This window comes from Allochromatium humboldtianum, assembly GCF_013385175.1.
Classification (GTDB): domain Bacteria; phylum Pseudomonadota; class Gammaproteobacteria; order Chromatiales; family Chromatiaceae; genus Thermochromatium; species Thermochromatium humboldtianum.
This window is the reverse complement of sequence record NZ_JABZEO010000006.1, coordinates 72,304-84,236: the sequence shown is the minus strand read 5'-3', so window position 1 is coordinate 84,236 and position 11,933 is coordinate 72,304. Positions and strand designations below refer to the sequence as shown.

Genomic DNA, 11,933 nt, shown 5'->3' with positions numbered 1-11,933 from the left:
CAGCGGTTGCGCACGATCATGGTTAACGCGACATTGGCGGTGCATCCATGAGTCTGCCGCTTCCCGTGCCGGCGCGCGCCCCCGTGTCACCGGATCCGATCGGCGCCGACGCCGGTGAGCGCGGCCTCGCCCTGATCGTCGACGACGAGGCGTCCAATCGTCGTCTGCTCGGACTGATGCTCGTCAAGGAAGGCTTCCGCACGCTCGAAGCCTCCAACGGCCGCGAGGCCCTGGAGATCTTCGAGCGCGAGCGTCCCGACATCGTCTTCATGGACGTCCTGATGCCCGAGATGGACGGTCTGGAGAGCACCATCCGGATCAAGCGTCTGGCCGGAGACGACTTCGTGCCCGTGATCTTCCTGACGGCGGTCAAGGACGAGCAGTGTCTGCTGCGCTGCATCGAGGCCGGAGGCGACGACTTCCTCGCCAAGCCCTTCACCCTCACGCGGCTGCGGGCGCGCGTCCTGGCCATGGAGCGCGTGCGCGATCTGCAGCGCGCACTCGCCGTCAAGCAGCGCCAGCTCACGACCCTGCTGGAGCGCGATCAGGAGGAGAAACAGCTCGCCGAGCGTGTCTGGAGTCAGGCCGTCAAGCATTACAATGCGCACGTCCCCGCCATCGAACTCGTCGAGCGACCGGCCACCATCTTCAATGGCGATCTGGTGCTGATGCACTATCTTCCGGATGGCGGCCTGCGGATTCTCCTGGGGGATTTCACCGGCCATGGACTGGCGGCGACCGTCGGCGCCCTGCCCGTGGCCGACACCTTCCATGCCATGACGACCAAGGGCTTCGACGATGTGGCCTTGCTCACCGAGCTCAACCACAAGCTCTATCGTCTCCTGCCGACGGAGCGTTTCATGGCTGCCTATCTGATCTCGATTTCCGGACGCGGCGACACCCTGTCCTGGTGGAACGGCGGTATGCCGGCGGCCCATCTGCGCACCGCCACGGATCTGGTCGAGCTGCCCTCACATGGACTGCCGCTCGGCATCCTGCCCGATCTGCATGACCCCGTCATGCGGCGCGTGGAACTCTCAGCGGGCGATCGTCTGCTGCTCATGAGCGACGGCTTGTTCGAGGCGCTCGATCGGCATGACCGGATGTTCGTCGACACGGGTCTGCGCGGGCTGCTGGAAGGGTGGCAGCCCGGAACGCCCATCCTTCCGAGCCTGATGGAGGCCTTCGATGCACATTGCGCCGGCACCGAGCAGACCGATGACGTGGCCGTGATGGAGATTCCGCTCGATATCACTGTGCTGCACGCCCCGTCCGGAACCTGAGCATCCGGGCCGTGTCAACGATCCTGTCCTCCATCAGCGGGACCACAAAGTCTATGGCTAGAGTCGATACACTGTGCCGCAAGACCGCCAGGATCCTGGTCGTCGACGACGAGCGCGTCAGCCTCGTCCTGATGGAGCGTCTGCTCCAGGCGGCGGGCTATTCGAACATCGTGCTCGTTCAAGACCCCTATGAATTCATGGCGGTCTACCGGCAGGCGCCGACCGATCTCATCCTGCTCGACATCGAGATGCCGGGCCTGAGCGGATTCGATCTCATCGAGCAGCTGGCCGCGCTCGCCGATCCGCTCACGCCGCCCATCCTGGTACTCACTTCGCTGCGCTCGCGCGACTACCGATTACGCGCGCTGGAAGCGGGCGCCAGCGATTTCATCGGCAAGCCCTTCGATCAGGCCGAGGTCGCCGCCCGGGTGCGCAACATGCTCGATGTGCAACTGGCCCATCGCATGGCCCACGATCAGAAGGACATGCTCGAACGCATCGTCTACGAGCGCACGCGCCAGATCCGCGAGACCCGGTTGCAGGTGGTCCAGCGTCTGGGGCGGGCCGCCGAGTATCGCGACAACGAGACCGGCCAGCACATCCTGCGCATGAGCCACACCTCGACCCTGCTGGCCCGTCATCTTGGGTGGGACGAAGATCGCTGTGAGATCATGCTGCATGCCAGTCCCATGCACGACGTGGGCAAGATCGGCATCCCCGACAGCATCCTGCTCAAGCCCGGCGCGCTCACGCCCGAGGAATGGCGGATCATGCAGACCCACAGCACCATCGGCGGCGATATCCTCGGCGGCGACGATTCCGAACTGCTGCAACTGGCACGCGAGATCGCCCTGAGTCATCACGAGAAATGGGATGGGGGCGGGTATCCGCTCGGGCTGGCGGGCGAAGACATTCCGGAGTCGGGACGCATCGTGGCGCTGGCCGACGTCTTCGACGCCCTGACCTCGGTGCGTCCCTACAAGCCGGCCTGGGAGGTGGAGGCGGCGCTGGAGTGGATGCGCGGGCAATCGGGCAAGCATTTCGACCCGCGCATCATGGAGGTCTTCCTCAGTCTCGTCCCCGAGATCCTGGAGATCCGCGAACGTTTCGCCGATCCTGTGCCCTGAGCAGCGCGTTCAGCGTTTGTTCCTGGGATCTTCGTCCCTGACCAGACTCATGGCGTCGATGCTCTGATCCGTCGCGCTGCTCGGTGTCATGCCGCTCTGGAGCTTGATCATCAGCCGCACCTCGTTGGCCGAGTCGGCGTATTTCAGAGCATCCTCGTAGCTGATCTCGCCTTCCTGATAGAGATTGAACAGCGCCTGATCGAAGGTGATCATGCCCTGTTCGCCCGAACGCTTCATCAGATCCTTGAGCTTGTGCACCTCGCCCATGCGGATGAGGTCAGCGGCCAGCGGCGTGTTGATCAGGATCTCGATCACCGCGCGTCGGCCCTGGCCGTTCTTGCGCGGCGCCAACTGCTGGGCGACGACGCCCTTGAGGTTGAGCGAGAGGTCCATGAGCATCTGGTTGCGCGATTCCTCGGGGAAGAAGTTGATGATGCGGTCCATCGCCTGATTGGCGTTGTTGGCGTGCAGGGTGGCTAGCACCAGATGGCCGGTCTCGGCGAAGGTGATGGCGTATTCCATGGTCTGGCGGGTGCGGATCTCGCCGATCAGGATGACGTCCGGGGCCTGGCGCAGTGTGTTGCGCAGTGCGACCTCGAAGGACTCGGTGTCGACCCCGACCTCGCGCTGGGTGATGATGCAGCCGTCGTGCTCGTGGACGTACTCGATCGGATCCTCGACCGTGATGATGTGACCCGAGCTGTGATGGTTGCGATAGCCGATCAGGGCCGCGAGCGAGGTCGACTTACCCGTGCCCGTGGCGCCGACGAAGATCACCAGACCGCGCTTGGTCATGGCCAGATCGCGCAGCACCGAGGGCAGCTTGAGTTCCTCCAGCGTCGGGATGCGGGTCTCGATGCGCCGCAGCACCATGCCGACCGCGTCGCGCTGGACGAAGGCGCTGACACGGAAGCGTCCGAGCGGGGCGCGGTCGAGCGCGAACTGACACTCCTTGGTGTCGTCGAACTCGGCGCGCTGGCGCTCGTTCATGATGTCGTAGACCATGCCGCGCGCCTGTTCGGCCGTGAGCGGTTGCTTGGTGGCGGGGTAGAGGGTGCCGTCGATCTTGACGGTGGGCGGCCAGCCGGCGGTGATGAAGAGGTCCGAACCCTTCTTCTCGACCAGGGCGTTCAAGAGTTGTTCCAGCGCGCGCTTCAGATCCATGTGTCAACCTCGCTCGATGCGATGAGGGGCGGTCGATGGCCGGGACTCGTCGCTCAGGTGAAATCCTCTTTGCTCTGCGCCTTGGCGCGGGCGTCCTGACGGGCGATGAGTCCCTTGCCCAGGAGTTCCTTGAGATTCTGATCCAGGGTCTGCATCCCATGCGCCTGTCCGGTCTGGATCGACGAGTACATCTGGGCGATCTTGGCCTCGCGGATGAGGTTGCGGATGGCCGGGGTGCCGATCATGATCTCGTGCGCGGCGATGCGTCCGCCGCCGGTTTTCTTCAGCAGGGTCTGCGAGATGACCGCGCGCAGCGACTCCGAGAGCATGGCGCGCACCATGTCCTTCTCGGCCGCCGGGAAGACGTCGATGATGCGGTCGATGGTCTTGGCCGCCGAGGTGGTGTGCAGGGTGCCGAACACCAGATGGCCGGTCTCGGCGGCGGTCAGGGCCAGACGGATGGTCTCCAGGTCGCGCATCTCGCCGACCAGGATGATGTCCGGGTCTTGGCGCAGGGCTGAGCGCAGGGCCTCGCTGAAACCGAGGGTATCCTTGTGCACCTCGCGCTGGTTGACCAGACATTTCTTGCTGACGTGCACGAACTCGATCGGATCCTCGATGGTGAGGATGTGTTCGTACTTGTTGTCGTTGATGTGGTCGACCATGGCCGCGAGCGTGGTCGACTTGCCCGAGCCGGTCGGCCCCGTGACCAGGATCAGCCCGCGCGGGACGTCGATGATGTCCTTGAAGCTCTTGGGCGCCTTGAGATCCTCGAGCGTCAGCACCTTGGAGGGGATGGTGCGGAAGACGGCGCCCGCGCCGCGCTTCTGGTTGAAGGCATTGACGCGGAAGCGTGCCACGCCGGGGATCTCGAACGAAAAGTCGGTCTCCAGGAACTCCTCGTAGTCCTTGCGCTGCTTGTCGTTCATGATGTCGTAGACGAGCGAATGGACCGCGCGATGTTCCAGGGGCGGAACATTGATGCGGCGCATGTCGCCGTCGACCCGGATCATGGGCGGCAGCCCGGACGACAGATGCAGGTCCGAGGCATTGTTCTTGACGCTGAAGGCGAGCAGTTCGGCGATGTCCACGAGTCCTCCTGTTACGCCACCGTTGGCGGGCCGCGTTCGCGTCGCGGACGCGGCTCAGAACCTGTTACGAATTCGCATCAAAGCGCGCCGCCTTCCAGGAGCGCGACCTTGTCCATCACCATCGACTCCAGATCGCGCTTGTACTGGGCGACCCGCTCCAGCAGCACGGTATCGGCGCTGCCCAGGATCTGCGCGGCCAGGATGCCGGCGTTCTTGGCGCCGTTGATGGCGACCGTGGCCACGGGCACACCGGCCGGCATCTGCACGATCGACAGCAGCGAATCCTGACCCGAGAGCGCCGAGGTCTTGATCGGCACGCCGATGACCGGCAGCGGCGTGATGGCCGCCGCCATGCCCGGCAGATGGGCCGCGCCGCCGGCGCCGGCGACGATGACCCGCAGACCGCGCTCGACGGCCGTTTGAGCATAGTCGTAGAGGCGCTGCGGCGTGCGATGGGCCGAGACGATGGTCATCTCATAGGCCACGCCCAACTCGTCGAGGATGGCCGCCGCCTCGCGCATGACCGGCAGATCCGAGTCGCTGCCCATGATGATGCCCACCAGCGGGCCGGCTGGCTGTTTGGATTGGCTCATGGGTGGTCCTCCCCAGAGATTTCGATGAGTTCGCGCACCTGGAGCGCCTTGTGTTCGGCCATGGCGATGTCCGGATCGAGCACGGTGACATGGCCCATCTTGCGGTAGGGTGCGGTCGCGGCCTTGCCGTAGAGGTGCAGGCAGACGCCGGAGATGGCCAGTGCCTCGGCCATGCCCTTGATGACCGGACGGCCGCGATGCTCGGGGGCGCCGAGCAGGTTGATCATGGCGGCGGGCGAGAGCTGATCTGTCGACCCGAGCGGCAGTCCGACCACGGCGCGCAGATGCTGCTCGAACTGGTCAGTGACATTGGCCTCGATGGTGTGATGGCCGGAATTGTGGGTGCGGGGGGCGACCTCGTTGACCAGGAGTTCGCCCGACTCGGTCAGGAACAGTTCGACGCCGAAGATGCCCACGCCGCCCAGGGTCTCGACCGTGCGCACGGCCAGGGCCACGGCGGCCTCGGCGGTCTCGGGGGCGATGCGCGCCGGGGCGAGCAGCAGGTCGAGCACGTTCTCGCCGGGGCGGAAGACCATTTCGACCACCGGATAGCAGCGACAGTCGCCGTCGTGTCCGCGCGCGACCACCACGGCCAGCTCCTTGGCGGCCGGCACGAAGCGTTCGAGCAGCGAGGGCACGGGCAGATGGCGCGGGTAGTCTTCGGCCGACTTGAGGATGGAGACGCCGCGCCCGTCGTAGCCGCCGCGTCGCGCCTTCTGCACCAGCGGATAGCCGAAGGCGGCGAAGGCTTCGGGCGTCGGTTCGGGCATGGGCACGAACTCGGCCGTCGGGATGCCGGCGGCGGCGAGCGCCTGCTTCTGGGTCAGCTTGTCCTGGATGAGCGCCAGCACGCGGGGCGAGGGATGGATGCGGTGCCCTTCGCGTTCGAGCTGGATGAGCGTCTCGGTGTCGATGTCCTCGATGTCGAAGGTGATGACATCGCAGGACTCGGCCAGCTCGCGCAGCCTAGCCGCGTCATGATAGTTGCCGACGATCTGATGACCGGCGACCTGACCGGCCGGCGAGCCGGGAGTCGGATCGAGCACCACGCAGGTGCAGCCGAGGCGCTTGGCGGCCTTGGCCATCATGCGGCCGAGCTGGCCGCCGCCAATGATACCGATCCGGGCAAGGGGTAGGGGGAATACGTCCATGGAGCAATGATCAGGGTTATTCGGAAAATTGGGAAGCCCCGCCGCTCGGATTGGAACGGCGAGGGCGAACTGTGCGGCATTGTGGACCGAGATGTGGCGTTGGACCAAGCCCTATCGGCCGAATCGTCCGCCAGCGTCGGGCGGATCGAGCCGCAGACGGCCGAGGGTTTGAGCCTCGTCCGGTCCGTTCCAGGGCCAGGGATGGGCGTGCACCGCCAGCCAGTCCTGGAGCTGATCGGCGCGATAGGGCGAGAACCGATGGCCCGACTGACCCAGCGTCAGGGTGCCGCGCGTCCGGCTCCAGTCGGCCGGGGTGGCGACGAAGCGCACCGAGGCGCCGAACAGACCCTTGCCCGGTTCCTGGGGCTGGGTCTTGATGACATCGACCGTGTCCGAACTGCCGCCGACGCCGATGGGACCGACGCTGAAAAGATCACCGAGCAACGGCACTTTGTCGAAGGCATGGGTGAAGCGGATCGAGCGGATGTCGTCGAGCCGGACGTCGTCGCCATCGGCCGCGAGCGCCGTCCGGGCCGCGTGCAGTGCGCGCGCCCAGATCGCGGCGGGCGTCTCGATCTCGGGCGTCGTCACGTCGTCCCAAAAGGCGGATTCGCCCGTGCGCAGCGTCTCCTGGAGCGGGCTGTAGGCGAGGAGCGTCATCGAGAGCAGAAAGGGCAGATCCTCGCCCAGTTCGTCGCCGTAGAGCGCCTGGAACAGCGCCGGTTCCAGCCGGGCGGCGAAGGCGGCCGGACGGCTCGCGGCGTCCATGGCGCCGTCCCAGTCGAGCAGATGGTCCTCGGCGATCGCCCAGGCGTCCGGATCGAGTGCGCGGATCTCGGACTCCAGCCGGCGCAGGGAGGACAGCATCATCCGACCCTGGAGACTGATGCGGTCGGCCTGGATCCCGGCCATCGACTCGGGTGTGAGCGGTCCCGACTCGTCGAGCCGCGCGGTGATGCGCTGGGCGCGGTGCGGCGACATCCAGGCGTTGCTGACACGGATCGGATAGTCCTCCGGGATGGTGCGCTGGTTGGCCGTGACGATGACGCCGTCGGGCGGATTGGCGAGGCTCGGATTCAGCGACTGCGGCGCCTCGCCCTGCCAGGCGTAGTCGTCGATCCAGCCTGGATTGGGGAAGGCGCCCGCACCGCGCCCACGCTGGGGCAGGACGCCCGTCATCTGCCAGGCGATGCCGCCGTCGCGATGGGCCAGCATCAGGTTGGTCGCGACATGCCGGAAGTCCAGCCCCGCCGCGCGCGCCTCGTCGAGCGTCCCGGACCGGCAGAGACCGCGCATGGCTTGAAAGCTCCGGTCCGGCCGATCGTGGTTCTGACGCAGGACGATCAGATCCGTGAGACCCGGATCGGTCAGATCCATGGGCGTGCCTGTGGTTTCACCGAGGATGTCGTTCAGCACCACGCCGCGACTGGTCGAACGGATCGCGATCTCGACCGGATCGGCGCCCCGGACCCGGATCGTCTCGTGACGGAGCCGGATCGGTTCGGGGGCGCGGCCGTCACGTTCGACGGCGAGTCCATCCGCGGTCGGGCGCTCGATGAAGATGTCCTGAGTGTCGGCGATGACGCTGGTGAAGCCCCAGGCCAGGTCGGCATTGTGCCCGATCAGCACCAGAGGCACGCCGGGCAGGCTGACGCCGGCCGCGTGCAGATCGGGGGCGATCAGCTCCAGCTCGTACCAGATGCCCGGCATCGAGAAGGCCAGATGCGGGTCATCGGCGAGTAGCGCCTCGCCGGTGGCTGTGCGCTTGCCCGTCGCCAGCCAGGCGTTGCTCGCGGCGGTCGGGGTCGGTAGGCCGAGTCGCGCGGGATAATCGAGGATCGGGGCCAGCGCGGCGATGTCGAATCCTGGATCAGGAGACGAGGCCGCCGTTGGTGTCGCCGCGAGATACTCGACCAGTTCGGGAGGAACCTCGGGCGGCGCGATGCCCTCATCGGTCGGGAACAGCAGACGGGTGCGCTCGGGGCCGATCCGCCGCGCCAGACGCAGAAAGGTCAGCTCACCGCGCGCATTGAACGACTGAGTCCAGGCCATGTAAGCGCCGATCACCAGACTGTCCTCAGGCTGCCAGGGGGCCGGTTCGAGTCCGGTGAGCCGATATTCCAGCGGTCGCCGGTCGCGAGCCGCCTCACGATAGGCATTGACCCCGGCGGCATAGGCATCGAGCAGGGCGCGCTCGGCGTCATCCAGGGTATCCAGCGCGCGCCTTGCCTCGACCGGCAGTCCGACGGTGCGAAAGAAGCGGTCGACCTTCACCACTTCCGGGCCGAAGAGTTCGGCCAGACGCCCGCCGCCGAGCCGGCGCAACAGATCCATCTGCCACATCCGCTCCGAGGCCGTCACATAGCCCTGAGCGAAGAGCAAATCCCGAAGGTTGCTCGCCTCGATGGTCGGCACGGCGTGAGGGCCGAAACGGACCTCGACCGGATGCGCGAGTCCGGACAGCGCGACCGCGCCCGAGTAGGACGGCTCGGCACGCTTGGCCAGCCAATAGAGCGTGCCGCCCACGACCAGCACGATGAGTCCCGGGATCAGCAGGATGGACACGAGCCAATACAAGCGACGTTTCGACATTGCTGTGCGGTCCTCATGATCGGTCATCGTTGATGCAGTCCTGTATCCGGTTGCTGCCGGTGCAGTGGCGCGAGGCACTTGCACTGTGACTGGCGGCGCCGTATCTCAGACCGGAAGCGCCGATCAAAGACGCAACTGCCCCTGGTTCTCCAGGAACCAGCGATAGGTTTGACGAATCCCATCGGCCAGTGCAATTCGCGCCGCCCAACCCAGTCCGCGCAGACGCCCAACGTCGAGTAACTTGTGCGGCGTGCCGTCGGGTTTGCCGGTATCGAAGACGATCTCGCCCTCGAAGCCCACCACCTCGGCCACCAGCTGCGCCAGTTCCGCGATGGTGACATCGACCCCGGTCCCGACGTTCAGATGCGAACAACGCGGATCCGTGTGCGCACGCCAGACCTCGGGCGTCAGTCCCATCACGTGCACACAGGCCGCCGCCATGTCGTCGACATGCATCAGCTCGCGCCGCGGCATGCCGCTACCCCAGACGGTCACACGCGATGCGCCCGCAACCCGCGCCTCATGGAAGCGACGGATCAGCGCCGGCAGCACATGGCTGTCGTTCAGATCGAAATTGTCGCCCGGACCATAGAGATTGGTCGGCATCACGCTGCGAAAATCCGTCCCATACTGACGGTTGTAGGATTCACACAGCTTGATCCCGGCGATCTTGGCGATGGCATAAGGCTCGTTGGTCGGCTCCAGCGGACCTGTGAGCAGGGTCGACTCGTGCATCGGCTGAGGCGCCAGACGTGGATAGATGCAGGAGCTGCCCAAGAACAACAGACGCTCGACCCCATGCCGCCAGGCGGCGTGAATGATGTTGGCCTCGATCAGCAGGTTCTGATACAGGAACTCGGCCGGATAGGTGTCGTTGGCATGGATCCCGCCGACCCTGGCCGCCGCCAGATAGACCTGAGTCGGGCGCTGTTCGGCAAAGAAGGCGTCGACGGCCGCTTGGTCGATCAGATCCAGATCGGCATGGGTGCGAGTGACGAGATTCGTATGGCCGGCGCGCTCGAGCGCACGCACCAGCGCCGAACCCACCATGCCGTGATGGCCGGCGATGTAGATGCGCGTAAAGGAACCGTCGTTAGACATTTTGATGACCCATGAAGCTCTTCAACGCTACGATCAGCAACGATAACAAGATAGACAGATGAAGCCCGCCCAACCGTCCCCGCCGCTCCGCCAGCAAAACCTCGATGGCATAGAACAGCACGATACAGGGCAGGATCACCAGGAGATAGCGACCGGACCACATCCCCGTCGACAGCGGCAGCAGACACATCAGGATCAGGATCAGTACGTCCAGGGTGCTGGTTCTGAACTCAGTGGCCGAACGGATCTGTGCCCAGGTGACGAAACCGAGCATGAGAAAGAACGCCAGCAGCGGTCCGGCCTCGACGAGCGACTGAAGCGGATCGGCCGACAGGAACAGCACCGTCGAGACGGTGACATAGGCCGCCAGACGCTCCAGCCAGTAACTCAGGGCCGAACGCGACAGCAGGGCGATGATCAGGCCCAGGAGCGAGATGGCGGCCAGCCAGCCGACATCCGTGCCGACGTCCGCTGCGAGGAGCGCGCCCGCCAGGAGCGTCACAGGGACGAGTATCCGTAGCATTGGGGCGGGGACTCGACCCAGGAAATCGGTCATGCAGTCGATCTTGTCGAGGATCCAGCGGCTACGGGTGCCGATGAGGAGGCGGCTCGCCTTCGTACCCCTCGATTCCGCCAGGGCGCAACGATCGACACGCAACAGCAGACCATGCACCAGCCAGAGCAGGGCGATGGATCCGGCCAGATACACGACGAGCACAGCCAGATCCGATGCAAAGCGCATCAGATAGGCAGCCAGCACCATGAGCGCCTGCATCACATAGATGAAGACCACGGCCTGATACTGGCTCCATCCGAGACTCAGGAGTCTGTGGTGCAGATGCGAGCGATCGGGCCGGAACGGCGAGAGACCCGCCCGGACGCGCCGGACCATGACCGTAGCCATGTCGAGGACCGGGATGCCCAGGATCAGGGCCGGGATCAGTTGGCCATAGACGGTGTCTGGGCGCTGCGTGACCAGGATGACGAGCACGGCGGTGCCGAAACCCAGGAACTGGCTGCCGGTGTCGCCCATGAAGATCTGGGCCGGATTGCTGTTGAAACGCAGAAAGCCGAAGGTCGCGCCGATCATGGACAACGCGATACCGAGTGCAGCCGGATCGCCGCCCTGATAGGCCAGCACCGACAGACAGACGAGCGCCAGCAGACTGATCCCGCCGGCGAGTCCGTCGAGTCCGTCCGACAGGTTCACCGCGTTGGTGATCCCGACGATCACGAAGATGGTCAGCGGGAGGCTGATGAAGCCGGGCAGCACATCGCCATCGATGAACGGCAATGACTCGATGAGGACTCCGCCGCCGATCGCTACGATGGCTGAGGCGCTGATCTGGCCGAGCAGCTTGACCCGATAGTCCAGGTCGAAACGATCGTCGAGGACGCCGAAGACGAACAGCACGAAGGCCGCGATCAGAAAGGCGAGGACATCCGGGCGCGGCGTGACCAGAAAGAAAACCGGCGTCAGGGCGCCGATCACGATGGCGATGCCGCCGGAGCGCGGGATGGGCTGCTGATGGATCTTGCGTGCGCCCGGTCTGTCGGTCAGTCCCAGTGGGCCGGCGAGTCGTGCCAGCGGCGGCACCAGGACCATGGAGATGAAGAGCGACAGCAGCAGGATATAGACGGCTTGTTGCATCGGGTGCGGAATCTCTCGATATATCGAGGCCGAATGTTCCGCATCCGGGCGGTGGGCCGTTGCGTGTCAGGATCGCTGGGCGTGAGAGCAGCGAGGATACCTCGGTCGCTCGTATGGTAACGATTTCCGCAGCGTGATGCCGATCAAATCTCCGGTGGCAGACAGCCGGGGGGCGCAAAG

9 protein-coding genes are annotated in these 11,933 nt (G+C 65.5%); 2 read left to right on the top strand and 7 right to left on the bottom strand.

From position 1 onward, the window contains the following. Window positions 1-47 precede the first annotated feature (47 nt). Both HW932_RS10455 and HW932_RS10450 read left to right on the top strand, forming a co-directional pair. Window positions 48-1,283, top strand: a complete 1,236-nt coding sequence (locus tag HW932_RS10455) for a PP2C family protein-serine/threonine phosphatase (RefSeq protein ID WP_176976436.1) — start codon at window positions 48-50, stop codon at window positions 1,281-1,283. Window positions 1,284-1,336: 53 nt separating this feature from the next. Continuing rightward, window positions 1,337-2,410 (top strand): HD domain-containing phosphohydrolase, encoded by a 1,074-nt coding sequence (locus HW932_RS10450; RefSeq protein WP_176976435.1) that lies wholly within the window; start codon window positions 1,337-1,339, stop codon window positions 2,408-2,410. A gap of 9 nt (window positions 2,411-2,419) precedes the next feature. Here the strand turns inward: HW932_RS10450 and HW932_RS10445 are convergent, their stop codons facing one another. The 7 genes from HW932_RS10445 to HW932_RS10415 form a co-directional block, all read right to left on the bottom strand. Next, window positions 2,420-3,574 (bottom strand): PilT/PilU family type 4a pilus ATPase, encoded by a 1,155-nt coding sequence (locus HW932_RS10445; protein WP_176976434.1) that lies wholly within the window; start codon window positions 3,572-3,574, stop codon window positions 2,420-2,422. Window positions 3,575-3,627: 53 nt separating this feature from the next. Further along, window positions 3,628-4,665 carry a PilT/PilU family type 4a pilus ATPase gene (locus tag HW932_RS10440; protein WP_176976433.1) on the bottom strand — a complete coding sequence of 346 codons (1,038 nt, stop codon included), beginning with the start codon at window positions 4,663-4,665 and terminating at the stop codon, window positions 3,628-3,630. A gap of 77 nt (window positions 4,666-4,742) precedes the next feature. Beyond that, on the bottom strand, window positions 4,743-5,258 hold the full coding sequence (gene purE / locus HW932_RS10435) for a 5-(carboxyamino)imidazole ribonucleotide mutase (RefSeq protein WP_176976432.1): 516 nt from the start codon (window positions 5,256-5,258) through the stop codon (window positions 4,743-4,745). Then, entirely contained in the window at window positions 5,255-6,409 is a 1,155-nt protein-coding gene (locus HW932_RS10430) for a 5-(carboxyamino)imidazole ribonucleotide synthase (RefSeq protein ID WP_176976431.1), read from the bottom strand. The genes purE and HW932_RS10430 overlap by 4 nt, the downstream gene beginning before the upstream one ends. Window positions 6,410-6,520: 111 nt before the next feature. Further along, on the bottom strand, window positions 6,521-9,001 hold the full coding sequence (locus HW932_RS10425) for a penicillin acylase family protein (protein WP_176976430.1): 2,481 nt from the start codon (window positions 8,999-9,001) through the stop codon (window positions 6,521-6,523). Window positions 9,002-9,124: 123 nt separating this feature from the next. After that, a complete protein-coding gene (gene fcl, locus HW932_RS10420) occupies window positions 9,125-10,102 on the bottom strand; it encodes a GDP-L-fucose synthase (RefSeq protein WP_176976429.1) in 978 nt (325 codons plus the stop codon). After that, window positions 10,095-11,753, bottom strand: a complete 1,659-nt coding sequence (locus tag HW932_RS10415; protein ID WP_176976428.1) for a glycosyltransferase family 4 protein — start codon at window positions 11,751-11,753, stop codon at window positions 10,095-10,097. Before HW932_RS10415 ends, fcl begins: the two co-directional genes overlap by 8 nt. Window positions 11,754-11,933 lie beyond the last annotated feature (180 nt).

Bases quoted from the DNA above. Each gene is read 5' to 3' on its own strand.
- HW932_RS10455 (WP_176976436.1), top strand. From the start codon at position 48: ATGAGTCTGCCGCTTCCCGTGCCGGCGCGCGCCCCCGTGTCACCGGAT.
- HW932_RS10450 (WP_176976435.1), top strand. From the start codon at position 1,337: ATGGCTAGAGTCGATACACTGTGCCGCAAGACCGCCAGGATCCTGGTC.
- HW932_RS10445 (WP_176976434.1), bottom strand. From the start codon at position 3,574: ATGGATCTGAAGCGCGCGCTGGAACAACTCTTGAACGCCCTGGTCGAG.
- purE (WP_176976432.1), bottom strand. From the start codon at position 5,258: ATGAGCCAATCCAAACAGCCAGCCGGCCCGCTGGTGGGCATCATCATG.
- HW932_RS10430 (WP_176976431.1), bottom strand. From the start codon at position 6,409: ATGGACGTATTCCCCCTACCCCTTGCCCGGATCGGTATCATTGGCGGC.
- HW932_RS10425 (WP_176976430.1), bottom strand. From the start codon at position 9,001: ATGTCGAAACGTCGCTTGTATTGGCTCGTGTCCATCCTGCTGATCCCG.
- fcl (WP_176976429.1), bottom strand. From the start codon at position 10,102: ATGTCTAACGACGGTTCCTTTACGCGCATCTACATCGCCGGCCATCAC.
- HW932_RS10415 (WP_176976428.1), bottom strand. From the start codon at position 11,753: ATGCAACAAGCCGTCTATATCCTGCTGCTGTCGCTCTTCATCTCCATG.